The organism is Mesorhizobium sp. WSM4312 (assembly GCF_002294875.1).
Taxonomy (GTDB): domain Bacteria; phylum Pseudomonadota; class Alphaproteobacteria; order Rhizobiales; family Rhizobiaceae; genus Mesorhizobium.
This window is the reverse complement of sequence record NZ_NSFU01000022.1, coordinates 69,983-93,998: the sequence shown is the minus strand read 5'-3', so window position 1 is coordinate 93,998 and position 24,016 is coordinate 69,983. Positions and strand designations below refer to the sequence as shown.

The window sequence follows — 24,016 nt, the reverse complement described above, 5'->3', positions numbered from 1 at the left end:
CGTGGCGCGCAGGATCACCGGACGGAGCCACGGCGATCCGCGCACCGCCGACACCAGGGCCAAGGTCAAGGACGACTACCGGCCCTCGCGCGACGAAATCCTGCGCTATATCGCCGAAAATCCCGACCGTGCAGGAAAGCGCGACATCGCCAAGGCCTTCGCGCTGCGTGGCGACGACCGCATCTGGCTGAAAGATATTTTGCGCGACCTGCAGGATGAAGGCGTGCTGACCAAGGAGCGCAAGCGGCTGGCCCGCGTCGGCGCCCTGCCCCATGTCGCCGTGCTCGACATTTTTGGCCGTGACGGCGACGGCATTTTGCTGGCGCATCCGGCGGAGTCCGTAGGCACCGGCGAGCCACCTGTCGTCTCGATACGCGTTTCGCGCAGCGGCAACGGTCAGGCGCCTGGCATCGGCGACCGCGTCCTGGCCAAGACCTTCCCGACCGATGATCCGTCCGGCCCCGCCTATACCGGCCGGGTGATGAAGATCTTCGAGAAGCGCACCGATGCCGTCCTCGGCGTCTTCCGCGTGCTTAAGGACGGCACCTTCCGCATCGAGCCGGTGGAACGGCGCCAGCCGGAGTTGATCGTCGACAAGGAATTCCAGAACGGCGCCAAGAATGGCGACCTCGTCGAGGTCGAGCCCGCGCGGGCTTCCCGCTACGGGCTACCGAGAGCCAAGGTGCTCAATGTGCTGGGCTCGCTGACCAGCGAAAAAACGGTCTCGATGATCGCCATTCACGCCCACGACATCCCGCACATCTTTCCGGCCGATGTCATCGCCGAATCCGAAGCCGTCAAGCCGGCGACGCTTGACCACCGCGAGGACTGGCGCGACCTGCCGCTCGTCACCATCGACCCGGCCGACGCCAAGGACCATGACGACGCTGTGTTTGCGACGGCTGATCTCGACGAAAAGAACCCGGGCGGCGTGATCGCCACGGTGGCGATCGCCGATGTTGCCGCCTATGTCCGCTACGGCACGGCGCTGGACCGCGAAGCCTTGAAGCGCGGCAATTCGGTCTATTTCCCGGATCGCGTCGTGCCGATGCTGCCCGAGCGTATTTCCAATGATCTCTGCTCGCTGCGCGAGGGCCAGGATCGCCCGGCGCTGGCCGTGCGCATGACCTTCTCCGCCGATGGCCACAAGATCCGGCACTCTTTCCACCGCGTGATGATGAAATCGGCGGCGAAGCTCGCCTATCCGCAGGCGCAGGCGGCGATCGACGGCGTGCCCGACGACAAGACTGGTCCGATCCTCGACACGGTGCTCAAGCCGCTCTGGGATGCCTATGCGATCCTCAAGCGCGGTCGCGCCGGCCGCCAGCCGCTCGAACTCGACCTGCCGGAGCGCAAGATCATGCTCAAGCCGGATGGCACGGTCGACCGTGTCATCGTGCCGGAACGCCTCGATGCCCATAAGCTCATTGAAGAATTTATGATCCAGGCCAATGTCGCCGCCGCCGAGACGCTGGAGGCGAAGAAGCAGGCGCTGGTCTACCGCGTGCACGACGCGCCGTCGCTCGCCAAACAGGAATCGCTGCGCGAATTCCTGCAGACGCTCGGCCTGTCGCTGGCGCGCGGCGCGCAGATGCGACCCAGCCAGTTCAACGGCATTCTCGAGCGCGTGCGCGGCGCCGACAATGAGGCACTGGTCAACGAAGTGGTGCTGCGCTCGCAGAGCCAGGCTGAATATTCGCCCGGGAATATCGGCCATTTCGGCCTCAACCTCAGGCGCTACGCGCATTTCACCTCGCCCATCCGCCGCTATGCCGATTTGATCGTGCATCGTGGGCTTATTGCCGCACTCGGCCTCGGTCAGGGAGGACTGACGCAGGACGAAGCAGCCCGGCTCGAAGACGTTGCGATCCTGATCTCCGGCACGGAACGGCGTGCCATGGCGGCCGAGCGCGACACGGTCGACCGGCTGATTGCAGCCTATCTCGCCGAGCGCATCGACGACCGGTTCGACGCCCGAATCTCCGGCGTCACCAAATCAGGACTATTTGTCCAATTGCCGCAATATGGTGCCGATGGCTTCATCCCCGTGTCAACTCTGGGCGGCGATTACTATATATACGACGAAACGGCTCGCTCGCTCTTCGGAGAACGCTCAGGCAAAGGCTACCAGCTCGCGGACCATGTCGAGGTCCGGCTCGTCGAGGTGGCACCGATGGCCGGCGCCATGCGCTTCGAGATGCTGACCGACCCGAAGCCCCTGCCAGGCTCTACCAGGTCGTTTCACAAGGCTAAGGGCCGCGCCCGTGCGTCGCAATCGCGACCGGGTTCGCGCGGCAGGAGACGATGATGCCAGAGGAATTAGGGATACAAGAACAGGTTTTCGGCGGCGAACATCACACGGGTCGGGTCGCCCGCCCCTTGTGGACGGCGATGAAGCGCGGCCTTTTGGGCCGCTGCCCGAACTGCGGCGAAGGCAAGCTGTTTCGCGGCTTCACCAAGACTGTCGAGACCTGCAGCGTCTGTGGCGAGGAAATCCATCACCATCGCGCCGACGACCTGCCGGCCTATCTGGTCATCGTCATCGTCGGCCACATCGTTCTCGGCGCCTTCATGGGCGTCGAAGCGGCATCGACGCTGTCCACCTGGCAGCACATCCTCATCTGGGTGCCGTTGACCATCATCTTGTCGGTTGCGCTGCTGCAGCCTGTCAAAGGCGCCGTCATCGGACTGCAATGGGCGTTCTATATGCACGGATTCGGTGGCGAAAAGGATGGGGCGGGCTCCCCCCACGGCGCCTGATGCGCCGCTGGCGCAACACGCCAATCGCTAAGGCCACTTTCGCATGCAAGAAGTTTCCGCTAGGTCCCTGCGCATGGAAGCAATGACCAAGGCGGATGTCGACAAGCTCGACAAGGGTCTTGCCGCACACGGCGGCCGGCCCCTGCGTCCGCGTGACGCCGCGACCCTGATTCTTCTCGACCGCGAGGGCGATGAGGTGCTGGTGCTGATGGGGCGCCGTCACGCCGGCCACGCCTTCATGCCCGGAAAATTCGTGTTTCCCGGTGGCCGTACCGACCCGGCCGACAGCCGCATCGCGACGGCCACGGCATTGCATCGCGACGAGGAAGCGAAGCTGCGTGCGGGTCCCGGCCGCACCAGTGCCGCGCGGGCCCGCGCTGTCGCTCTGTCGGCAATTCGCGAGACCTATGAGGAAGCCGGTCTGCTCATCGGCGAGAGGGCCGCCTTTGCCACCGACAAGCGTGACTGGCAAGGTTTTGTCGAACACGGCGTAAAGCCTTCGCTCGAAACGCTGCGCTTCATCGCGCGCGCCATCACTCCGCCCAACCGGGTGCGCCGCTTCGACACGCGTTTCTTCAGCGCCTGGCGCAGCGACGTCGCCGTTGAACTGCCGGGCGGCGGCCCGACCAATGAACTCGAGGAACTGGTCTGGCTGCCGCTTGCCAAGGCCAGGGAAGCCGACATACCCGACATCACCCGAATGATCCTGGACGAGCTGGAAAAACGCCTCGCCCAAGATCCGCTGCTGCGTCCGGGCGGCCCCGTGCCCTTCTACCGGCTTGTCCGCAACAGCTTCACCCGCGAACTTTTGTAGAGCAATTCCGGGAAGAGGGTGACGCGGTTTTCCGCCCGGAATTGCGCAAGATCAACGAGACAGAGTATTCAGCATCCCATGACGGTCGATACCCAACCAAAGGGCGACGAACGCGTACACTGGCTGCCGATGGTGGCGGCGATCTCGTCGATCAGCGTCGTCGGCATCGCCATTGGCCTCGGCATGCCACTGCTCAGCGTCATCCTCGAAACGCGCGGCCACTCGGCTTCGATGATCGGCCTCAACACCGCCGTCGCCGGCCTGGCCTCGATCGCCGGTGCGCCGCTGGCGACGCCGCTCGCCATGCGCTTTGGCGTCGCCTGGACCATGATCGCCATGATCGCCACCGGCGCGCTGGCCTTCGTCGGCTTCCATTTCGCACCCAATTTCTGGATGTGGTTCCCGCTGCGCATCGTGCTGCATGTCGCGTTGACGGTGCTGTTCATCCTGTCGGAATTCTGGATCAGCACGTCGGCGCCGCCGCACCGGCGCGGCCTTGTCCTTGGCATCTACGCCACCGTCCTTTCGCTCGGGTTTGCCGCCGGCCCCTGGCTGTTCGCCCATCTCGGCAGCTCCGGCTTCAGACCGTTCGGCGTAATCATTGGATTGGTGACGCTGGCCGCTGTACCGGTGCTGGCCGCGCGCAACGAAAGCCCCTCCATCGTGGCCGATGGCGAAACCAGCAATTTCCTGCGCTACGTCTGGCTGGTGCCGACCGCGACTTTTGCCGTGCTGGTGTTCGGCGCGGTCGAAACAGGCGGCTTCGCGCTGTTCCCGGTCTATGGCAACCGCATCGGCTATTCCGAAGCCGACGCCGCATTGCTGCTGACCATGATCGGGCTGGGCAATGTGCTCCTGCAGATTCCGATCGGCATGATCAGCGACCGCGTTTCGGACCGGCGCCATCTGCTGCTCGCCTGCGCCACGGTTGGCCTCGCCGGTACGCTGTTCATGCCCTTCTTTGCCGCGAACTGGCACTTGATGGCAGCGCTTCTGTTCGTCTGGGGCGGTGTCGTCGCGGCCATGTACACGATCGGCCTCGCCCATCTCGGTTCGCAGCTCTCCGGCCACGAACTGGCGTCGGCCAACGCGGCCTTCGTGCTGTGCTACGGCGTCGGCATGGTGCTTGGTCCGCAGGCGATCGGCATCGGCATGGACAGCTTCGGACCTTCCGGCTTCGGCTGGTCGCTCGGCCTGTTCTTCGGCGCCTATATCGCCCTGGTCTGCTTCAGGCTGGTGCGCAAGATCCTTTTGTAGCGCGACCGGGACAGTGATTCTGTTCGCGTACGCGGCAGGCTGCTGACAGAACCATGTCAGCAGCAGCGCGGTAAAAGAGTGTCCCCAAACATCGGAAGTTGAGGACACTCCCATGATCGACAGCGGCTTTGAAACCACATCCCTGAGAATGACGCTTCTGCTGCTCGTGACCTTCCAGGCCCCGGCGGCGGATGTCGACCGCATCATGGGCGCGGTGGTTGCGATCGCCCCGCTGGCGATGGGCAAATATGACCGCAACGCCTATCAGTCGGCGCACGGCATCGAGCGCTACAGGCCGCTTGAGGGGGCCGCAGCCGGCGCCGAGACCGAATTGCGCCGCCGCCCGGGCACGGTCGAGGTTTCCTTCGAATTGCCTGATGACCAAGCTTTGGCCAGCCGTGTCGTCGAGGCGATTTTCCAGGCCCATTCCTACCAGGAGCCGGTGATCCGCATCCAGCCGATCCTCGCCAGCCGCTCCAAGGGGTTGGACGACCGTGCCAATCCGAATCGCTGGTGGAACACCACCGGGGACTGGAAAAAGATTGCGGCGCCGGAGACAGAAACCGCATGATTTGAGGCCATGGGCAGTTCCAGTGGGGCGGAGAAGCTCCGCCGGGCTTGACTTTCCAGGCACGTTCTTTATGTGTCTCGCCAAGTTTCCCGCGTCCGGGTGTTTTCCCGTGCTCCAGCGGCCAAAACCCCACGAACAAACGGACTGATACCATGGCCAAAGCCGCAAACATCAAGATCAAGCTTCTGTCGACCGCCGACACTGGTTTCTTCTACGTGACCAGCAAGAACAGCCGTACCAAGACCGACAAGCTGTCGTTCCGCAAGTACGACCCGGTCGCCAAGAAGCACGTCGAATTCAAGGAAACCAAGATCAAGTAATCTGGTTTTGCCCTTGCAAACAAAAACGCCGCCCATCGGGCGGCGTTTTTGTTTCTAAGTCATTGTTTTCGTTAAGACAGGCGATGGACGGCATAGCGGCCAGCATAACGCGTCGGCTAGCCAATATGGCTAAACCACGAGCCGCTATTCCTTAAATTGCCGATTTTTCTATTAGCAATCTCTAAACTAAGTGGGAGGACGATGCGGCGTTGGGTTGGCTAGTGGGTGTTGCGATGCAAAGCGACTTTGCAGCGGCGCGCGAGCTGTTGGAATGCGCACAAAACCGCCTGTGCGGCGAGGACGAAACAAGCCAAAGCATACGGGCCAGGCTGGATGTAATGATCGAAGAAATAGCGGCTGCGGAATTTCAGAAGTCGCCACTGACGGTCGTGCCTTTCCCGAAAAGTCGGCCGCCGAGGTAGCCCAACAAATAGCCCGCACGGTGCGGGCCTTGCGGCACGAAAGACCCGCTTCTCCTTTCGAAGCGAGGGAGCCTCCCAAATCTGGTGAAGCGGAGTACCTCCCTGGCAATTGCAGCGCAGCGCCTGCCGAGGCTGCGAGTTGGGTTCCCTCGGCCCCGCCCGAAATCTCTTTCAGCCGATGCGATCGCCGCTTTTCGGATCGAACAGATGCAGCGCCGCAGGATCGGCCGCCAGCCGCACGGTGTCGCCGGGCCTCACGCCGGCCCGCCCCATGGCAAAGACGCAGAGCTGCTGGTTGGCCAGTTTGACGTAGAACTGCGTCGAAAGCCCCAGCGGCTCCCCACCACCACCACCTCGCCCTGCAGCGCGCCGTCATCGGCCAGCCTTATATGTTCAGGCCGCAGGCCGATGGTGATCGCGTCGCCATCCTTCAGCGGCAGGCCATCCGGCAGCCGCAGCTTCTGGCCATCGGAAAGCACCGCGTCCACCTTTCCGGCCTTCTCCACGGTTGCCGGCAGGAAATTCATGCCCGGTGAGCCGATGAAGCCGGCAACGAACATGTTGGCCGGCCGGTCATAGAGATCGAGCGGCGCACCAACCTGCTGGATCAGCCCGTCATGCATGACGACGATCCGGTCGGCCATGGTCATCGCTTCGATCTGGTCGTGGGTGACATAGACCGAGGTGGTCTTCAACTGCTGGTGCAGCGCCTTGATCTCGGCACGCATATGCACGCGCAGCTTGGCGTCGAGGTTGGACAGCGGCTCGTCGAAGAGAAAAACCTTGGGATCGCGCACGATGGCGCGGCCCATGGCGACGCGCTGGCGTTGGCCGCCCGACAATTGCCGTGGCAAGCGTTGCAGGAATGTGTCGAGCCCGAGCCGCTTGGCCGCGCCATCCACCCTTGCATCGATCATGGACTTCTGCGCCTTCTTCAGGAGCAGGCTGAAGCCCATGTTCTTCGACACGTCCATGTGCGGGTAGAGCGCGTAAGACTGGAACACCATGGCGATGTCGCGGTCCTTGGGCGCCACATCATTGACCAGCCGCTCGCCGATACGGATCTCGCCGCCTGAAGCCTCCTCCAGTCCGGCGATCATGCGCAAAAGCGTCGACTTGCCGCAGCCGGACGGCCCGACCAGGACGACGAACTCGCCATCGGCGATTTCAAGATCGACCGCGTGCAGGACGCGGACGGCGCCATAATCCTTGCGGACTTTTTCGAGCGTAACAGAGGCCATCGATCTATCCTTTGACGGCGCCGGCGGTCAGGCCGGTGACGAGATAGCGTTGCAGGAAGGCGAAGAAGATGCAGACCGGGATCAGCGCAAGGATGGACGCCGCCATCATCTGCCCCCAGTCGACGGCGAACTTGCCGATGAAGGTGAGCAGGCCGACGGCGAAAGTCTTCTGGTCGTCGCTGGAGATCAGCATCAGGGCGAACAGGAGTTCGCTCCAGGCGGCGGTGAAGACGAAGCCGAGCGTCGCGCCCATGCCCGGCAGTGTCAGCGGCACGATCACCTTGCGCATCGCCTGCGCACGGGTGCAGCCGTCGATCATCGCTGCCTCCTCCAGATCCTTCGGGATGCCGTCGAAGAAGGACTGCATCAGGAAGGTGGCGAAAGCGGTGTTGAAGGCGGTGTAGATGATGATCAGCCCCGTCAGGCTGTTGATCAGGCCGATCTGCCCCATGACGCGGTAAATTGGCGGAATGACCATGACCAGCGGAAACGTCTGGGTCAAAAGCAGCATCAAGGCCAGCGCCGCCTTGCCGCGAAAGGTGAAGCGCGACATGGCGTAGCCGGCAAGCGTGGCGATGATCGTCACCAAGGCCGCCGTCGACACCGAGACGATGACGCTGTTGAGGAAGTAGCGCGGGAAATCGGTGGCCTCGAGCACGGTGACGAAGTTCTGCAGTGTCATGCGCGATGGCCAGAAGGTGATGCCTTCGGAATAGAGCAGCCGTTCCGGCGTCACCGAGATCTTCAGCGTCCAGTAGATGGGGAACAAGGCGAAAACCACATAGGCCGCGATCGCCGCGTAGAGGCCGACGCCGCCGAAGAACCGTTGTGAGGTTGAGCGTCCCGCGATCATCAGACGTGCCTCACCAGGGAGCGGCGTATGCCGATCAGCGCGATGGCATAGGCGATCAGCAACACAAGCAGCAGCACGGCCACCGCCGAGGCATAGCCCTTGTCCAGCGACTTGAAGGCGCTGACATAGATGTAGACCGGTACCGTGTTGGTCGAGCCGGCCGGTCCGCCCTCGGTCATGACGAAGATCAGGTCGGCGAAGGTGGCGATCCAGATGGTGCGCAGCATCACCGTGATGGCAATCGTCGGCGCCAGGAACGGCAGCGTCACCTTGGTGAAGCGCTGCCAGGGCGAAGCGCCGTCGATCGCCGCAGCCTCGTGCAGTTCCGACGGAATGGACTTCAGCGCCGCCAGCAGCGTGATGGCGAAGAACGGAATGCCGAACCAGACATTGGCGACGATCGGCCCCCACATCGCCGTGGCAGGATCGGAGAGCACATTGGTCGGTTCCGCCTTCAGCCCAAGCGCGAACAACCAGTGCGGCAGTGGCCCGATGATCGGATTGAACAGCCAGGCCCAGGTCAGGCCCGACAGGAAGGATGGCACCGCCCAGGGCAGGAACACCAGCGCCTGCACCGCCTTGCGGCCGCGGAACGGCTTGTCTAGCAGCAGCGCCAGGCCAAGGCCGAGGAAGAATTGGAAGAACAGGCTGGCAACCGTCCACCACAGCGTGTTGACCAGCGCCTGGCCCAGCACCTGGTCCGACAGCATCGCCTGATACTGGCCAAGCCCGACATATTCCGACTTGAACGCCGAGAATTTGCGGAAGGAGTAGCTGATGCCGATGACCAGCGGCACCAAAAGCACCACGACCAGCAGGATGATCGCCGGGCTGAGATAGAGCCAGGGCTCGATGGCGGCGTGCGACAGCCGCTTTCGTCGCGGCTTGCTGGCGGATCGGATTTCGGACACGGCGTAGGTCATCGATTTGGCTCTACGGTGGAGGATGGTGCCGGAAGGCAAAACAGCGTCCTTCACCCGTTCGACGGGGAGAAGATGCAGGTCAACCCTCCGAAGCTGCGGAGGACGGGCAGGCAGATGAGGGCGGCCCTGGCTTCTCAAAACTTGGCGCCGCCCCTCATCCGTCACTTCGTGACACCTTCTCCCCGTGAACGGGGAGAAGGGAAGAAAGACTACTTCTTGTTCTTCGCCAGCCAGTCCTGCTGTTCCTTGGTCAGGAAAGCGGCCCACTGGTCGGCGACGTCCTTGGCGGTCTTCTGGCCAAGCAGCACTTCCTGGAAGTTCTTGATCGCCACCTGGTCGACGAAATTGCCGAGGTTTTCCAGATGCGTCGGCGGCGTCACCATTTCATATTTGGAGGTGTCGCTGAGCTCCGTGAACCAGCCCTTGAACTGCTCGGTCTTGAAATGCGGATCCTGGTCGGCGCCGTTGTGGATCGGCACCACGCCGACTTCCTTGGCCCATTCGAGATTGTCCTTGGGCGAGAGCAGCGTCGCCATCAGCTTCCAGGCATCGTCCTTGTGCTGCGAGTTCGCGAACATCGCCCAGCCGGCATAGCCGAGCGTCGGATAGGACTTGCCGCTCGGGCCAACCGGCAGCGGCGCCACGGCGAAGTCGTCGGCGCTCATCTTGTCGGCGATGCCGAGCAGCGCGTCCGGATCCTGGTTGAGCATGGCGCAGGTGCCGGAATAGAAACCGGTGACGGTCTCATTGAAGCCCCAGCTCACCGCGTCCTTCGGCGCCAAGCCGTCCTTGTACATGTCGGCCAGCATCTGCAGGCCCTTGACCGAGCCCTCCTCGTTGATGGTCGAGGTGCCGTCCTCGTTGAAGTATCCGCCCTTGCCCTGGGCGATGTTCATGAACATGTGCATGCCGTTGAAGGCGCCCGGTCCGCCGCGCAGGCAGTAGCCGTATTTGCCCGGAATGGCGGAGATCTTCTTGGAGTCGGCGACGAACTCGTCGAGCGTCGCCGGCGGGCCGTCGAGGCCGGCCTGCTTGAACAGCTTCTTGTTCCAGAACAGCGCGTTCACATAGTAGCCGTACGGGATCATGAACTGGGTGTTGTTGACCGTCGAGCCGAACTGCTTGGCGCGCTCGCCGAGCGTCTTGGCGTCATCCCATTTGGCCATGTAGGGACCGAGATCCTCGAGCTGGGCATTGTTGGCATAGAGGCCCATCCAGCGTTCCGGCATCTCGACCACGTCGGGCGTGTCGCCGGCCTGCACCATGGTCAGGAACTTTTCGAAGGCCTGGCCCCAGGGCAGCGAGATCAGCTCGACCTTGACGCCCGGATTGGCGGCCTCGAACTCGGCGATCTGCTTTTTCAGGAATTCGGTGCGCGGCGGGCTGGTGATGACTTCGACCATCTTCAGGGTCGAATCGGCCAGCACGCTCCCGGCGGAAATTGCCAGCCCCGCAACGGTGGCAAGCATGACGGTCAGTTTTTTCATGTTCAAGACTCCCATTTTGAACCCGCTTGTTATTTTCTGGCTTTTTCGAAGGCCTGGGCGACGTCGGCCCAGAGGTCTTCGACACTTTCCAATCCGACATTGAAGCGGATGGTTCGGGGGCTGACGCCGAAGCGCGCCATCGAATTCAGTCCCGGCGTCTGCTCCAGCGACGCCTTGGCCGGCACGACCAGACTTTCATGCCCGCCCCAGCTGACGCCGATGCGGAAATACTTTAGCGCGTCGACGAAGACCGGGATGTCGATATCGTCCGTGACCTCGAAGGAGAACAGGCCGGCATAGCCGGCCAGCGTCGCCTTGCCGGGATGGTTCGAATAGGCTGGATGGTTGACGCGCTCGACATGGGCATGCGCCTTCAGCCGTTCGGCGATGGTGAGGCCGCTCTTCATGTGGTGCGGCAGGCGCAGCGGCAGCGTGCGCAGGCCGCGCAGCAGCAGCCAGGCCTCGAATGGCGACAGCTTGCCGCCTAGATAAGAATAGGTCTGCTCGTTGATATGCCTGATATGGGCGGCTGAGCCCGCCACCACGCCGGCGACTGTGTCGCTGTGCCCGCCGAGATATTTCGAGGCCGAATGCAAAACCAGGTCGACGCCATGCGAGATCGGCTTCTGGAACACCGGCGTTGCCCAGGAATTGTCGATCGTGGTGACGATGCCCTGCTCTTTCGCCAGCCGGGTCAAATGCGCGATGTCCTGGAGTTCGAACATCATCGAGGTCGGGCTTTCCAGGTAGAGCAGCTTGGCGCCGGGAAGTGCCGCCGCGACCGCATCCGGGTCGGAGCCGTCGACATAGTCGACCTTGATGTTGAGCCGCGGCAACAACCGTTCGAACAGCCGGTAGGCATCGCCATAGCAGTTGCGCACAGCGACAATGCGCTCGCCCGCCCCAACGAAGGCAAGCACGGTGGCGCTGATCGCCGCCATGCCGCTGGAAAAGCCGCGCGCGGCCTCGGCGCCCTCGAGCGCGGCGACGCGCGCTTCGAACTCCATCACGGTCGGATTGTCGCCGCGCGAATAGATCGGCTGTTTTCGTTTGCCGGCAAATGTATCGGCCATTTCGGCATAGCTGGCGAAAGTGAACAGCGAGGTCTGATAGATCGGCGGCACCACCGCGCCACCGGGGAACGGTTCATCATGCGCCAGCAATGTCGCCGCCTCGGCAAGATAATCGTGATCGAAACCGGTCGGATGCTCGTTCATGGCTGGCTCGAAAGTTTGAGTTTCGCAGCACCGCGCTTGAGATCGTCCTCGACGGTGGCGATCAGCTTGAGCGCCTCGGCACGGGCGCCTTGCGGGTCGCGTGCGGCAATGCATTCGTAGATGGTGCGGTGATAGGGAAAGCTGGCGTGGCCGAAATCGCGCACGCTCAGAGGATGCTCCCAGAAGCGATGGAACAGCTCGTGCATGGCGGCGATGATCTGCTCGAACAGCGGATTGCCGGAGACCCGGTAGATCGCCTGGTGGAACTCCCAGTCCTCTTCCGACGACATGCCGTCGCGGGTGCGGAAGGCCTGCTCCATGATGTCGAGCTTGCGCATGATTTCGGCAATGTCCGCGGGGCTGGCGCGTTCGGCGCAAAGGGCCGCCGCCTCCGCTTCCAGCGCGCGGCGAATTTCAAGCGTATGCATCAGGCTGGTGAAGTCGTTGCCGCCTGCCAGCGTCAGCGGCATGTGCAGCATGTCGGGCGAAACAGCCGCCTTGAGATAGGTGCCGCTGCCTTGCCGGCGCTCGACCAGGCCAAGCCCCTCCCACCGCGTCAGCGCCTCGCGCACCGTGTTGCGGCTGACCTTCAGCCGCTCGGCCAGGATGCGTTCGGTCGGAAGCCGGTCGCCGGGCTGCAGGGCCTCGGCGCGAACAAACCCAACCAACGCCTTCAGCACGGCGTCATCGCGCGCCGTCGTCTGAATGGGTGGCAGGCTGTTCTGGTCCACAAATCCTCCTGACTTCAAGTGGTCCAATGGTCCAACCAATTTCTGCACAGATGAAACCTCCTGTCAACTGATTGTCAGGAGGACTGTCGGCTTGGCCTTATCGCAAGCTGCCACGCGATGCGCTTCAGGGCATCGCGTGGACCCGCTTCCATCTATGCGCTAGCTGGCGGGCGGCCCGAACCAGGTGGTTAGCGCCTCAGCCAGCCCCTGTTGGGTTCCGAACCCAACCCAGGCCACATAGCCATCGGGCCGGATCAGCACGGCGGCCGGCGCGGCCACCGTCCCGAGAACCGGCAGCTCCCAGGGGCCGTCATATCCAGCCTCGATCTGCCGGACCCGATCCGCCCAGGGCGCAATATCCACCCTGCCCGGTTCGCCGAAATTTAGAAGCACCGGCCGGGCATCGTGAAGCAGACTGAAGACCCGCACCGGACCGTTGGCCGTGGCCAGGTCGAGGTCGGGCATTCGCCGCCCAAGCAGTGGATGTCCCTCGCCGAGATCGTAATGTATACCCAGACCGGACATCTCCCCCGCGATCCGTTTGCGCGGCTCATCCATGCCAAGCAGTTCGGTAAAGATGTCGTTCAACGCCTTGGTGCTGGCATCCATGCGGCGAAGCGCAACCTGTGCCTTCGCGTTGCGCAGCACGCGAGCGGCGATCGGTGAGGTCCGCTTGACCACCTGGGCCAGCTTCCACCCCAGATTGACCGCGTCCTGCACGCCGACATTGAGCCCCTGCCCGCCCATCGGAGGATGGATATGCGCGGCGTCGCCGGCCAGCAGGACACGTCTGTCGCGGTAGGCGGCGGCCTGCCGTGTCATGTCGGTAAAGCGGGAGATCCAGGTCGGACTGTGGATCCCGTAATCGGTGCCATAGACTGCAGCAAGCGCCTCACGGAGATCTTGCAGCGTCGGTTCGCCGCCGATGGTCAATTGTCTCTCGGTCAGAACGATACCCAGCCGGTCGCTGTCTTCGATCTTGCCTATCGCATGAATTCCGTAGGCGTCGCTGCGAAAGCCCAGTGCCGGCTCACTGGACATTTCGACCTCGGCGATCATCCAGCTCATCGTCGGATCCCAGCCGGGGAACTCGATACCCGCCGCCTTGCGGATCGTGCTGCGCCCGCCGTCGCAGCCGACGAGGTATTGTGCCCGCAACCGTTGGCCTCCGGACAGCTCCACGTCGACGCCGCCATCATCCTGCGCGAAACCGGTGACGTCCTGTCCGCGATAGATCGGCACCCCCAACTCGTCGATCCAGTCGGCCAATATCCGTTCGATATGGTTTTGCCGCAGCGCCAGCAGGTAGTTGTGCCGGCTGGGAAAATCGCTGATATCCAAACGGATCATGTGGAAGCCGACGGTCGGGAAGCTTTGCCCTTGCGAGAGAAACCGGTCGGCAATTCCACGCTGATCGAGAACTTCGATGGTGCGCGCGTGCAGGCCGCCCGCGCGCAACCCGGCCAGCTGCTGGGTTGGGCGCCGCTCGACAATGGCAACGTCGATGCCCGCCAAAGCCAGCTCCCCCGCCAGCATCAATCCTGTCGGACCGCCCCCGGCGATCGCCACCGCATGCTCCGAAATCATTAATCGCTACTCCCGTTTTCGCGCCTGATCGCGTGGTTTTTACGGGAGGAGCCGGGTCTTGCCGCAAGCCCTTTGTGCGCCATATGTATGAAATGGAAGGGGTACTTTCCCGCGCTCGGCCGGCCGACAGCCGTGGATCGAGGACGGGAGCCCGGATTGCTCACAGGCAAAAAAATCGGAGAACGTCGTGCCTTGGCACGAAGTTCTGATGTTCTGTTGAAGGAAGGGGGCCGGTCGGCGTTTGGCAGCGGTACGAGGAGGCCACTATGTGCCAGCGCCGGCCGGCCGACCCCACGGACCCAGGAGATGCGGCGGACCTGAGCATCATGGGGTATTTCAGGGATCGAGCCGGTTGTCTACCCTCGTGCCGGCTTCGTCTTGGCCTTCACATTTGCGCAAGAGCTTATGAAAATCAACAATTTCTTAACCAAGGCTCGCGAATCGCTTGGATTAAGGTAAATAGCTAACCTTATTGGATTGACCGTGGAATCGGTCGCGGGCGCCTACGCCGCCTTGGCTACGACGCGGTTGCGGCCGCCGCTCTTGGCTTCATAGAGCGCGAGATCCGCGCGCTTCATCAGTGCCGCCACCGTGTCCACGCCCTTCAGCACCGACGACACGCCGACGCTGACGGTGACCTCGATCGTCTTGCCGTCGGCGCCAATGGCGAACGGCTTCTGGGCGATTTCGGCGCGGATGCGTTCGGCCACTTTCTCTGCCACGGCGCCATCGGTGTCCGGCATCACCACGACGAACTCCTCGCCGCCGAACCGGCAGGCAAGGTCGATACCCCTGACATTCTTGCGCAGCCGCCGCGCGAATTCCCGCAGCACCTCGTCGCCGCCATCATGGCCATACGCATCATTGATCGACTTGAAACGGTCGAGATCGGTGATCATCACCGACAGCGGCCGGCGCCGCGCCACGGCGCGGTCGAACAGCGTCTGCAGATGGCTGTCGAGATAGCGGCGGTTGTGCAGCCCGGTCAGGCCGTCGGTCACCGCCATCTCGATGGTCTGGGTGACACTGGCGCGCAATTGGTCGTTGTAGCGCTTGCGGCGCACCTGGGTGCGCAGCCGCGCCGTCAGCTCCTGCTGGTCGATCGGCCGCATCAGATAGTCGTTGATGCCGAGCTCGAGGCCGCGGATGATACGCTCCTCCTCGCCCTCCTCGGCCAAAAGGATGATCGGCACGAAACGGGTGCGGTCGAGCGAGCGCAATTGCGAGCAGAGCCGCAACGGATCGAAATCGGCGAAGGCCGTCGAGATCATCACGCATTCATAGGACGTCTCGGCGGCTTGAAAGAACCCGGCATGCGGGTCGCCGATGACATCGAGATCGGCGCGGTCGCGCAGCATTTTCTGGATGCGCTCGACCGACGATTTGCGCTCGTCGATCAACAGCACCTTCGGCGTCGTGTCCTCGGACGCGAAATTGCGGCTGAGCAGCTCCTCGATGCCGATGTTGCGCGTCGTCGAGGCACGCAGCCTGAGCTCGTCGGTGAGAGACTTCAACCGGACCAGGCTCTTGACGCGCGTCATCAGTTGCAGATCGTTGACTGGCTTGGTCAGGAAATCGTCGGCGCCGGCCTCGAGCCCGCGCACGCGGTCGGAAACCTGGTCGAGCGCGGTGATCATCACCACCGGGATGTGCGACGTCGCGGGGTCGCTCTTCAGCCGGCGGCAGACCTCGAACCCGTCCATGTCGGGCATCATCACGTCGAGCAGCACGACATCGACCTTGCCGTTCTCGCAGGTCTCGATGGCGTCAGGCCCGTTGGTGGCGGTCAGCACCTCGAAATATTCGGCCAGCAGCCGGACCTCCAGCAGCCTCACATTGGCAGGGATGTCGTCGACGACGAGGATCCGCGCGGTCATTTCACAAGGCTCCGGCTCGGCTGGAAAGGGACATCAGGCATCGCCCAGGTAAGATTTGATGGTTTCGATGAAACGCGGCACCGAGATCGGCTTCGAAATATAGGCCTCGCAGCCGCCCTGGCGGATGCGCTCCTCGTCGCCTTTCATGGCGAAGGCGGTCACGGCGATGACCGGGATGACGTGCAGATCGTCATCTTCCTTCAGCCATTTGGTCACTTCCAGCCCCGACACTTCGGGCAGCTGGATGTCCATCAGGATGAGATCCGGCCTGTGCTGACGTGCCAGGTCGAGCGCCTCCAGACCATTGCGGGTGCGCACTGTCTCGTAACCGCTCGCTTCGATGAGGTCCCGAAAGAGCTTCATGTTGAGCTCATTGTCCTCGACGATCATGACCTTCTTAGGCATCGACATCCCGTCCCGGCCGTCCTTCCGCTCGAAGGTGGCCGTCATGCGCTCCCGGTTGAACGCACCAAACCCTGCTTCACTATACGGCAATATAATTGACGAAACGGAAACCTCCGGGCTGCAAAGCAGCGCGAATTCCACCTCGCCTCGCTGCGCGTCCAAACGGCGCGCGGCGCTGTAAAGGCTTGCCGCAAGCAACTCTTGCCATTACTGCGGAAGAGACTCATTCCACGTACCGAAGGTAGTGATGGCAAACGCGGCGTCAATGCGCGAAGAGGCGGAAACCATTGCCGTGAAGGCGTTGGGCTTCGTCGCCTCTGATCCGGAGCTGTTGCCGCGCTTTCTGGCGATCACCGGAATAGAGGCGCATTCGATCCGCAAGGCCGCAGGCGAGCCCGGCTTTTTGGCCGGCGTGCTGCAGTTCATGCTTGCCCATGAGCCGACCCTGATGCGCTTTGCCGAGGAAACCGGCACGCCGCCGGCCGCCGTCGGCAAGGCGTTGCGCGCACTGCCGCTCGGCGACGACAACCATGAGCGGTCCATATGAGCGATGATCCCGAGACCGCGCGCCAGATCGAGGAACTGTCAGCGGACGACCGGCCGCTGCTGGTGCTCGACGTCGACGATGTCGTGCTCGAATTCATCCGCCCCTTCCCGCATTTCTTGAAGTCGCGCGGCTATGGGCTGACGCTGGCGTCCTTCCGGCTGACCGGCAACATTGCCGAAACGGCCAGCGGCCGGCTGATCGAACAGCCGGAAGTCACGGCACTTCTGGGTGATTTCTTTGACGCGCAGGCCGATTGGCAAAGCATAACCGACGGCGCCGCGGAATCCTTGGCAAGGCTTGGCGACCGCGCGGAAATCATAATGCTCACGGCCATGCCGCACCGGCATCGTGCCGTGCGCCGCGCGCATCTCGATGCCTTGGGTCTGAACTATCCGCTGCTGACCACCGAAATGGCCAAGGGACCGGCAGTGGCCAGGCTGCGCGGCAAGAGCGGCCGGCCGGTGGCCTTCGTCGACGATCAGCCGCACAATCTGGCGTCGGTGCGGGAATCGGTCACCGACGCCAATCTTTTCCACCTGATGGCGGACAATTCGCTGCGTGCGTTCCTGCCGCCCGTCCCGGACGATGTCATCGTCGTCCAGGACTGGCACGAAGCCGCGCCGAAGATCGTCGGCGCGCTGGGGCTCTAAAACGTTACACGCAATTCCCAAGGGAAAAACGCTTTGCGTTTTTCCTGGAATTGCTGGAAAGCCCAACCTCAAGGATTCAGCTTCGCGCCGGCCCCACCATTATCGCTGTCGCCACCATTGTCGCTGCCGCCACCATTGGCGCCATCGCCATTGTCGCCGCCGCTGCTGTCGTCCGCGCCGTCACCGTCGTCGACGCTGTCGTCCACCGCCGGATCGGCGGGCTTCAGCATGACGCCGTTGACGGTGACCGAGCCATCGGCCTTGGTGCTGACGGCCCATTCCAGCCGACCGTCCGGCAGCGTCTTGGCAAAGCCCTTGACCATGAGAGCGACAGGCACATACTGCCCGACCTCCGGTTCCGCCTTTGCCGCTTCCTGCAGATGCGCCATGATCTTGTCGAAGCCGGCGACATCGACGGTGAGATTTGCGTCGGGTTTCTGGCCGAAGCTCGTCATCTCGCCTTCCAGCGCGATCTCCATGTCCTTGTTCTTCACAACGCTGTGGCTAATGACGACCTTCGGCGCCTTGGCCAGGAAGTCGGTCTTGAGCTGGTCGCCGAACTCGGCCGACAGCGGCGGATCCTGATTGAGATCAAAGGCTTCGATCGCCTTCTTCGCCATGGTGTCGAGATCGATATTGGCACCGCCGAAGTTCAGGTCGATATCGGTGGGCAGCAACGCCACGCTCCAGCTCGGCAAAAGCTGCTGCGGCACGGTCAGGCCCGACGCCTTGATGCCGTAGGTGACCTTGCCGCTCTGGGAAACGCCATCGCTGCCGAACGCGGTGCTGAGCTGGGTCGCGCCGAAAGTGCCGATCGGGCTGTCGACCGCGAAATCCTTGAAGCCATAGGTGCCGTCGATGCGCTCCCACACCGGAAGCGCTGCGCGCAGAAGGGACTTGAGCTGCGCCTGGTTTGCCTTCAGCGTCTTCTCGTCCTCATTGGCCACGGCAAATGCCAGGAGGTCGAGCAGCGGCCTCGTCTGCACGCCCTTGCCGCTGGCTTCCACCGACAATTCCCGCGACTTGATGGTGACCGGAAAATTCAGCCCGTTCTCGGGATCGTCCAGTTTGATCGCCTCGGCGAAATTCGAAATCTTTTGCGACATTGTGAAATCGACGCCGCCATTGGCGGCCTTGGTGGCGGCGATGGTCGCGGTGCCGGCGCCAGTGCTGGCCTCCATCTGCTGCTTGGCATCCTTCGATGCCATCGTCATGCCGGCCAACGAGCTGGTGCCGCTGATGAATGCCGCCAGACTGGGATCATAGATGCCGGAACCCTTGCCGTCCTTGATCGAAAACTGCGTGCTCTGCAGCCCCTCGGGCCCGTTGAACTCGAAGGATCCGCTCTGCGAAAAATCCATCGAGACATCCCAGGTCCCGTCGCTGCGCGGCTTCACCAGCACGGCGTAGGGCGCGAAGTCGAGTTTCACCTTTCCCTGTGCGGGAACCGTCGCGGCAAGCGCCTTGAGATCGAACGCGACCTTGTAGGCGTCGCCTTCGACCGAAACCTTCAGAATGCCCTTGTCGAGCGCCTGTTTGCCGACATAGCGGGACAGGTCATCGGACAATTGCTTGGCACCCTTGCTGTCGACGGTCTGGCCGAAGGCGGGCGCGCTGAAGAGAAGCGCGGCAAAGGCAATTGGCAACATACGGTTCACGGGAAGTCTCCGTTGATCGAAAAGGCAAAAATCGTTTCGTGCTTCTGGTAGGGAAATACCATCACAACTGCAAGATGATGACAGTCAGGCTGTCAGCCAAAAGCAGGAGCCGGTTATCAGCGCTGTGAAGCTATACCTTCAAGGGCTCTGTTTCGCGCCTGCATCGCCGCCATCGTCTTGGCTGCCGTCGCCATGAAAGCGAAAGGCAGGGCACGTTTCACAAGAATTCTCCGTTTCTTTCATGCGGGTATGAAGTTACCGCCACAACTGCAAGATGAAATCAACAACGCCCGCCGACAAAAACGAGATCAAAGCACCAGCCGCATCAGCGGCCGGCCCGCCTTGCGTTCCACCAGCCTCTCGAACCCGGCTTTCTCGAACACCCCCGACGAGCCGACGAACAGGCCGATCGAGCGCGAATCGCGCGACAGGTCGATCGGGCAGGCCTCGACAAGCCGTGCGCCGTTGCCGCGGGCGAAATCGATGCCGCCTTCGACGAGGCGGTGCGTGATGCCCCGGCCCCGCGCCTTGGCGCGGACGAAGAAGCAGGAGATCGCCCAGACGGCCGGATCGGAAGCGTCGGCGGGATCGATCGGCGCCGAGCCCCTGCCCTTGTTGTTCCATTCAGGCACGTCGGCGCGCGGCCCGATCTGCATCCAGCCGACCGCCTTGCCGTCCTCGAAGGCCAGCAGGCCGGGGGGCGGGCCGGCCTCGATGCGCGCCTTGATATGGTCCTTGTTGCGTTCGCGGCTGCTCTCGCGCCGCGCCGCCGGCGCCAGCCGGAAATGCGTGCACCAGCAGCCGTAGCAGGCGCCCTGCTTGCCGAAAAGGTCCTCGAAATCAGGCCACAGCTCGGGCGCCAGCGGTACTACGGTCGTGCTCATATGGTTCTCCCCAGGCCAAGCTTGTCGCTGGCCCTGCACTGTCGTACCATTGCCTCTGTTCTCTTTATGTTCGCAGTGATGGCGGCCCCTGTCAACAATCCCGATCACGGTTTTTGCCGTGACTGCCTGACGTTTCAGCGCGGTGAATCGCGCCGCTGCCAGCGCTGCGGCAGCCCTCGCCTTGCCCGTCATCGCGAGCTTTACCGGCTGCATCTGGCCCATATCGATTGCGACGCCTTCTACGCGGCGATCGAAAAGCGCGACAACCCGGCGCTCAAGGACAAGCCGCTGATCATCGGCGGCGGCAAGCGCGGGGTCGTCTCCACCGCTTGCTACATCGCCCGCATCCGGGGCGTGCGCTCCGCCATGCCGATGTTCAAGGCGCTCGAGGCCTGCCCCGAGGCGGTCGTGATCCCGCCCAACATGGAAAAGTACGTACGTGTCGGCCGCGAGGTGCGCGCCATGATGCAGGCGCTGACGCCGCTGGTCGAGCCGCTGTCGATCGACGAGGCGTTTCTCGACCTCGCCGGCACCGAACGGCTGCACGGCCTGCCGCCGGCCGTGGTTCTGGCGCGCTTCGCGCTGGCCGTCGAGAAAGAGATCGGCATCACCGTTTCCGCGGGCCTCTCCTACTGCAAGTTCCTCGCCAAGATCGCGTCGGACTTCCGCAAGCCGCGCGGCTTTTCGGTCATCGGCGAGGCCGAGGCGGTCGGCTTCCTGGCGACGCAGCCGGTGACCATGATCTGGGGCGTCGGCAAGGCGTTCAACGCCACGCTGGAACGCGACGGCATCCGCACCATCGGCCAGCTTCAGACGATGGAGCGTGGCGACCTGATGCGCCGCTACGGCGTGATGGGCGACCGGCTCTACCGGCTTTCGCGCGGCGAGGACGTTCGCCGCGTCGACCCCGACCAGGACGCCAAGAGCGTGTCGGCCGAAACCACCTTCGACACCGACATCGCGTCGCTGGACGAGTTGGTCGCGGTGCTGAGAGGGCTCTCGGAAAAGGTCTCGGCGCGGCTGAAAAAGTCAGGCATTGCCGGACGCACCGTGGTGCTGAAGCTGAAGACCCAGGATTTCAAACTGCGCACGCGCAACCGCCAGCTCGGCGACCCGACGCGGCTCGCGGACCGTATCTTCCAGACCGGGGTGGAGCTTCTTCGCAGGGAAACGGACGGCACGAAATTTCGATTGCTCGGCATCGGCGTCAGCGACCTCTCCGACGACGACAAGGCCGACCCGCCGGATCTGGTCGACGTCAAGTCGCGCAAACGCGCCATGGCCGAAGGCGCGATCGATGCGCTGCGCGACAAATTCGGCCGCAAGGCGGTGGAGACCGGCTATACGTTCGGCAGGGGTCGCGATGCCCATCCGCCGGAGCCGCTGGAAGACTGAGCCTGGATACCGGATGTGTCGAGATTCAGTCGGATCCTGCCGTCAGACGCGCGTCAGATCGATCCGGCTCATCACCACGTTCTTGCCGGTTTTCGGATCGGTATCGGTGACCGTGAGCCGGATGCCGTTCTCGCCTCGCTTCTCGACCGTCATCCGCGCCTTGCGATCGCCATTGACCTCCTGGGCCCAGCGGATGCCAAGATTGATCGCGTCGCCCGAACGGCTGCCGTTCAGCTGTGCCGGCCCGGTGCGCGACCCGACATAAACGCCGCTGTATTTCGCACCCGTCACCTTCAACTTGGCACTGATGGCCCGCGTCACCAAAACGAGACCGCGGCAATTGCCATCCAGCGAGAGCGAGGTCGAGGTCGCGTTCGACTTGAAGCTGCAGGAAACACTGACGTTCGGCACATCGGTGGTCAACTGGACAGTGCCCTTGCCGGCAAAACTGCCCTTGAACGACTGGAGAAACTTGGTCTCGTCGGCATGTGCCGTGCCTGCCGCGACCAGGAGACAGCCGGCAAGCGCAAATTGCGCGAATGGTCTCATCGAAATTCTCCCTGTCGACGCTGAAAGACGTCCTGCGAAGCTCGGCTGAATACCGGGACTCAACGCCCACTGCCCTATCGGGTTCCGCTCGCGACATGACCGTTTTGCACATCACGCCACTGCAACTGGCCCAGAAGAATGGAGTGACTAGCAATTGCGGTAAAAGCCCCAGCCTGCGAGATAGCTGCCATGGCACCCACCCCCTCGATCCCCAAGGCCGCGTTCTGGATGGCGCTGTCGATCAGCTCTTTCCTGGCTATGTCGGTCGCCGGCCGCGCCACGACGGCCGAACTCAACGTCTTCCAGGTGCTGGAACTGCGCTCGGTGATCGGCTTCTTCATCCTCTTGCCGCTGGTGCTGGCGAGCGGCGGCTTCGCGGCAATGCGCACGCAGCGTCCCCTCGCCCATCTCGCCCGCAACGTCGTCCACTATAGCGGCCAGGCGGCATGGCTCTACGCCTTGACGCTGATCCCGCTGGCTGTGCTGATCTCGATCGAATTCACCACGCCGATCTGGACGGCGATCCTGGCGGTGACTTTTCTCGGCGAAAGGCTGAGCCGGCCGAAACTGGCGGCAGTCGTGCTCGGCCTGATCGGCGTGGTGGTCATCGTCCGTCCAGGCGTCGACGCGGTCGATCCCGGACATCTGGTCGTGCTGGGCGCCGCGGTCTGTTTCGGCATATCGCTGGTGCTGGTGAAATCGCTGACGCGCACCGACAGCGTCGTGCGCATCATTTTCTGGATGCTGATCATCCAGTCGGCGCTCGGCCTCATCCCCGCGCTCTACGTGTGGCGCACCCCATCGCTTGAACTCTGGCCCTGGATCCTGCTGATCGCCTTCACCGGCATGTCGTCACATTTCTGCATGGCCCGCGCGCTTACCTATGCCGATGCCACCGTCATTTCGCCGATGGATTTCCTGCGGGTGCCCTTGTCGGCGCTGGTCGGCTGGCTGCTCTATCACGAGCAGATCGACGCTTTCACCGCTGGTGGCGCGCTGCTGATCCTGATGGGCAATCTGCTCAATCTGCAGCGCAAACCGGTACAGCCGGCTGAAGTGGCGGCATCGTAGCGTTCGGCCCGTCAGCCGCCTTCGTTCGGTATGTTGAGGACTTGCCCGCAGGCCTTGCAGTGCACCTTGGCCGGCCGGAACATCGCCTGCGCCAGCCTGACAAACAGCGATATGCCGATGATCATGGTGACGATCGCCGTCAGCTTGCCGGCCATTCCCGGCAGCACGATGTCGCCGAAGCCGGTCGTCGTCACCGTGGCGACGGTGAAATAAAGCGCGTCGATGTAGTTTTCCAGGCCGGCTCCATTACGGAAGAAGAAGGTGTAGACGAAGCCGGTGATGACGAACAGAAACGTCAGGAGGTTGATGACCGCATGGCTTGCCTCGCGCCAGGGCCTGAGCCCACGCATCTCGAAATGCCGCCAGATCGAACCGCTGCGCGACAGCGACCACAGCCGCAGGATCCGCAGAAAACCGAGATTGGCGAGCGCCGTCGGCATCAGCAGCGTCAACAGGATGAAGACATCCACCCAGGAAGTCGGCTGCTTCATCAGGCGCAGCATGTCGTTTGAGGCCAGCAGCCGGGCGATCAGATCGGCGCCGACGAGCGCGGCCACCGCATAATCCAGCCATAGGAACGAGGCCGATTGCTGGATGACGGGTGTCGCGATGAAGAAGGCGACAATGGCGAGATCGATGACGATTGCCGCAACGTGAAACCGGAAGGCGGCGGGCGGGCGCCCATGATAGAGCCTGCGCAGCGTGTCGCGCAGCCGCGCCATGGCGGAACGATCCTGTGATGCTCGCTTGTCCGCGGCCTTCATGCCGATCGCGACGACATGGGCGGCATGTGCCGA

22 protein-coding genes and 1 pseudogene are annotated in these 24,016 nt (G+C 63.1%); 10 read left to right on the top strand and 13 right to left on the bottom strand.

Going from position 1 to position 24,016, the window contains the following annotated elements:
* Position 1: 1 nt before the first annotated feature.
* The 6 genes from rnr (at position 2) to rpmG (ending at position 5,722) form a co-directional block, all read left to right on the top strand.
* Positions 2-2,308, top strand: a complete 2,307-nt coding sequence (gene rnr, locus CK228_RS29480; RefSeq protein ID WP_095790090.1) for a ribonuclease R — start codon at positions 2-4, stop codon at positions 2,306-2,308.
* The gene (locus tag CK228_RS29475; protein WP_095773079.1) at positions 2,308-2,760 is read left to right on the top strand and encodes a DUF983 domain-containing protein; all 453 of its coding nucleotides are present in this window, start codon (positions 2,308-2,310) and stop codon (positions 2,758-2,760) included. The genes rnr and CK228_RS29475 overlap by 1 nt, the downstream gene beginning before the upstream one ends.
* Before the next feature lie 73 nt (positions 2,761-2,833).
* Positions 2,834-3,574, top strand: coding sequence for an NUDIX hydrolase (locus tag CK228_RS29470; protein WP_095772757.1), 741 nt, complete (start codon positions 2,834-2,836; stop codon positions 3,572-3,574).
* 78 nt (positions 3,575-3,652) lie between these two features.
* Complete coding sequence (locus CK228_RS29465) at positions 3,653-4,831, top strand: MFS transporter (RefSeq protein ID WP_095790089.1); 1,179 nt, start codon at positions 3,653-3,655, stop codon at positions 4,829-4,831.
* Positions 4,832-4,943: 112 nt separating this feature from the next.
* Positions 4,944-5,402 (top strand): hypothetical protein, encoded by a 459-nt coding sequence (locus CK228_RS29460; protein WP_095790088.1) that lies wholly within the window; start codon positions 4,944-4,946, stop codon positions 5,400-5,402.
* 152 nt (positions 5,403-5,554) lie between these two features.
* Complete coding sequence (rpmG, locus tag CK228_RS29455; RefSeq protein ID WP_006201775.1) at positions 5,555-5,722, top strand: 50S ribosomal protein L33; 168 nt, start codon at positions 5,555-5,557, stop codon at positions 5,720-5,722.
* Between the two features lie 593 nt (positions 5,723-6,315).
* On the opposite strand, the pseudogene ugpC reads toward rpmG, so the two are convergent.
* The 9 genes and pseudogenes from ugpC to CK228_RS29400 form a co-directional block, all read right to left on the bottom strand.
* A pseudogene (gene ugpC, locus CK228_RS29445) lies at positions 6,316-7,385 on the bottom strand (sn-glycerol-3-phosphate ABC transporter ATP-binding protein UgpC).
* A gap of 4 nt (positions 7,386-7,389) precedes the next feature.
* On the bottom strand, positions 7,390-8,238 hold the full coding sequence (locus tag CK228_RS29440; protein WP_095772762.1) for a carbohydrate ABC transporter permease: 849 nt from the start codon (positions 8,236-8,238) through the stop codon (positions 7,390-7,392).
* Positions 8,238-9,161, bottom strand: coding sequence for a sugar ABC transporter permease (locus tag CK228_RS29435; protein ID WP_095772763.1), 924 nt, complete (start codon positions 9,159-9,161; stop codon positions 8,238-8,240). Before CK228_RS29435 ends, CK228_RS29440 begins: the two co-directional genes overlap by 1 nt.
* A 209-nt stretch (positions 9,162-9,370) precedes the next feature.
* A complete protein-coding gene (locus tag CK228_RS29430) occupies positions 9,371-10,648 on the bottom strand; it encodes a sugar ABC transporter substrate-binding protein (RefSeq protein ID WP_095790103.1) in 1,278 nt (425 codons plus the stop codon).
* A gap of 29 nt (positions 10,649-10,677) precedes the next feature.
* Positions 10,678-11,865 carry a PLP-dependent transferase gene (locus tag CK228_RS29425; protein WP_095790086.1) on the bottom strand — a complete coding sequence of 396 codons (1,188 nt, stop codon included), beginning with the start codon at positions 11,863-11,865 and terminating at the stop codon, positions 10,678-10,680.
* Positions 11,862-12,596, bottom strand: a complete 735-nt coding sequence (locus CK228_RS29420; protein WP_095790085.1) for a FadR/GntR family transcriptional regulator — start codon at positions 12,594-12,596, stop codon at positions 11,862-11,864. Before CK228_RS29420 ends, CK228_RS29425 begins: the two co-directional genes overlap by 4 nt.
* A gap of 159 nt (positions 12,597-12,755) precedes the next feature.
* Positions 12,756-14,183, bottom strand: coding sequence for an FAD-dependent monooxygenase (locus CK228_RS29415; RefSeq protein WP_095790084.1), 1,428 nt, complete (start codon positions 14,181-14,183; stop codon positions 12,756-12,758).
* 503 nt (positions 14,184-14,686) lie between these two features.
* Positions 14,687-16,060, bottom strand: a complete 1,374-nt coding sequence (locus CK228_RS29405; RefSeq protein ID WP_095790083.1) for a PleD family two-component system response regulator — start codon at positions 16,058-16,060, stop codon at positions 14,687-14,689.
* 33 nt (positions 16,061-16,093) lie between these two features.
* On the bottom strand, positions 16,094-16,465 hold the full coding sequence (locus CK228_RS29400) for a response regulator (RefSeq protein ID WP_006334976.1): 372 nt from the start codon (positions 16,463-16,465) through the stop codon (positions 16,094-16,096).
* A gap of 247 nt (positions 16,466-16,712) precedes the next feature.
* On the opposite strand from CK228_RS29400, the gene CK228_RS29395 reads away from it, so the two are divergent.
* Both CK228_RS29395 and CK228_RS29390 read left to right on the top strand, forming a co-directional pair.
* Positions 16,713-17,012 carry a DUF3572 domain-containing protein gene (locus CK228_RS29395; RefSeq protein ID WP_095790082.1) on the top strand — a complete coding sequence of 100 codons (300 nt, stop codon included), beginning with the start codon at positions 16,713-16,715 and terminating at the stop codon, positions 17,010-17,012.
* Positions 17,009-17,662, top strand: coding sequence for a hypothetical protein (locus tag CK228_RS29390; protein WP_095772768.1), 654 nt, complete (start codon positions 17,009-17,011; stop codon positions 17,660-17,662). Before CK228_RS29395 ends, CK228_RS29390 begins: the two co-directional genes overlap by 4 nt.
* A gap of 68 nt (positions 17,663-17,730) precedes the next feature.
* Here CK228_RS29390 and CK228_RS29385 read toward each other — a convergent pair whose 3' ends face one another.
* Positions 17,731-19,311 carry a hypothetical protein gene (locus CK228_RS29385; RefSeq protein WP_095790081.1) on the bottom strand — a complete coding sequence of 527 codons (1,581 nt, stop codon included), beginning with the start codon at positions 19,309-19,311 and terminating at the stop codon, positions 17,731-17,733.
* A gap of 317 nt (positions 19,312-19,628) precedes the next feature.
* Positions 19,629-20,204, bottom strand: a complete 576-nt coding sequence (locus CK228_RS29380) for a GNAT family N-acetyltransferase (protein WP_095772770.1) — start codon at positions 20,202-20,204, stop codon at positions 19,629-19,631.
* Positions 20,205-20,270: 66 nt separating this feature from the next.
* Between CK228_RS29380 and CK228_RS29375 the strand changes: the two genes are divergently transcribed.
* Positions 20,271-21,599, top strand: a complete 1,329-nt coding sequence (locus CK228_RS29375; RefSeq protein ID WP_095772771.1) for a DNA polymerase IV — start codon at positions 20,271-20,273, stop codon at positions 21,597-21,599.
* A gap of 42 nt (positions 21,600-21,641) precedes the next feature.
* Here the strand turns inward: CK228_RS29375 and CK228_RS29370 are convergent, their stop codons facing one another.
* On the bottom strand, positions 21,642-22,148 hold the full coding sequence (locus tag CK228_RS29370) for a hypothetical protein (RefSeq protein WP_095772772.1): 507 nt from the start codon (positions 22,146-22,148) through the stop codon (positions 21,642-21,644).
* Positions 22,149-22,337: 189 nt separating this feature from the next.
* Here CK228_RS29370 and CK228_RS29365 point away from each other — a divergent pair, with 189 nt between their 5' ends.
* Complete coding sequence (locus CK228_RS29365) at positions 22,338-23,219, top strand: DMT family transporter (RefSeq protein WP_095772773.1); 882 nt, start codon at positions 22,338-22,340, stop codon at positions 23,217-23,219.
* An 11-nt stretch (positions 23,220-23,230) separates the two neighbouring features.
* Here CK228_RS29365 and CK228_RS29360 read toward each other — a convergent pair whose 3' ends face one another.
* Entirely contained in the window at positions 23,231-23,983 is a 753-nt protein-coding gene (locus tag CK228_RS29360) for a potassium channel family protein (protein WP_095790080.1), read from the bottom strand.
* Positions 23,984-24,016 lie beyond the last annotated feature (33 nt).

Excerpts from the sequence above, each read along its gene's own strand:
- CK228_RS29395 (WP_095790082.1), top strand. The coding sequence starts at position 16,713 with ATGGCAAACGCGGCGTCAATGCGCGAAGAGGCGGAAACCATTGCCGTG.
- CK228_RS29415 (WP_095790084.1), bottom strand. The coding sequence starts at position 14,183 with ATGATTTCGGAGCATGCGGTGGCGATCGCCGGGGGCGGTCCGACAGGA.
- CK228_RS29385 (WP_095790081.1), bottom strand. The coding sequence starts at position 19,311 with ATGTTGCCAATTGCCTTTGCCGCGCTTCTCTTCAGCGCGCCCGCCTTC.
- CK228_RS29365 (WP_095772773.1), top strand. The coding sequence starts at position 22,338 with ATGGCACCCACCCCCTCGATCCCCAAGGCCGCGTTCTGGATGGCGCTG.
- CK228_RS29370 (WP_095772772.1), bottom strand. The coding sequence starts at position 22,148 with ATGAGACCATTCGCGCAATTTGCGCTTGCCGGCTGTCTCCTGGTCGCG.
- CK228_RS29435 (WP_095772763.1), bottom strand. The coding sequence starts at position 9,161 with ATGACCTACGCCGTGTCCGAAATCCGATCCGCCAGCAAGCCGCGACGA.
- CK228_RS29430 (WP_095790103.1), bottom strand. The coding sequence starts at position 10,648 with ATGAAAAAACTGACCGTCATGCTTGCCACCGTTGCGGGGCTGGCAATT.
- CK228_RS29400 (WP_006334976.1), bottom strand. The coding sequence starts at position 16,465 with ATGCCTAAGAAGGTCATGATCGTCGAGGACAATGAGCTCAACATGAAG.
- CK228_RS29425 (WP_095790086.1), bottom strand. The coding sequence starts at position 11,865 with ATGAACGAGCATCCGACCGGTTTCGATCACGATTATCTTGCCGAGGCG.
- CK228_RS29380 (WP_095772770.1), bottom strand. The coding sequence starts at position 20,204 with ATGAGCACGACCGTAGTACCGCTGGCGCCCGAGCTGTGGCCTGATTTC.
- rpmG (WP_006201775.1), top strand. The coding sequence starts at position 5,555 with ATGGCCAAAGCCGCAAACATCAAGATCAAGCTTCTGTCGACCGCCGAC.
- CK228_RS29475 (WP_095773079.1), top strand. The coding sequence starts at position 2,308 with ATGCCAGAGGAATTAGGGATACAAGAACAGGTTTTCGGCGGCGAACAT.
- CK228_RS29360 (WP_095790080.1), bottom strand. The coding sequence starts at position 23,983 with ATGAAGGCCGCGGACAAGCGAGCATCACAGGATCGTTCCGCCATGGCG.
- CK228_RS29440 (WP_095772762.1), bottom strand. The coding sequence starts at position 8,238 with ATGATCGCGGGACGCTCAACCTCACAACGGTTCTTCGGCGGCGTCGGC.
- CK228_RS29460 (WP_095790088.1), top strand. The coding sequence starts at position 4,944 with ATGATCGACAGCGGCTTTGAAACCACATCCCTGAGAATGACGCTTCTG.
- CK228_RS29405 (WP_095790083.1), bottom strand. The coding sequence starts at position 16,060 with ATGACCGCGCGGATCCTCGTCGTCGACGACATCCCTGCCAATGTGAGG.
- CK228_RS29465 (WP_095790089.1), top strand. The coding sequence starts at position 3,653 with ATGACGGTCGATACCCAACCAAAGGGCGACGAACGCGTACACTGGCTG.
- CK228_RS29470 (WP_095772757.1), top strand. The coding sequence starts at position 2,834 with ATGGAAGCAATGACCAAGGCGGATGTCGACAAGCTCGACAAGGGTCTT.
- CK228_RS29390 (WP_095772768.1), top strand. The coding sequence starts at position 17,009 with ATGAGCGATGATCCCGAGACCGCGCGCCAGATCGAGGAACTGTCAGCG.
- CK228_RS29375 (WP_095772771.1), top strand. The coding sequence starts at position 20,271 with ATGTTCGCAGTGATGGCGGCCCCTGTCAACAATCCCGATCACGGTTTT.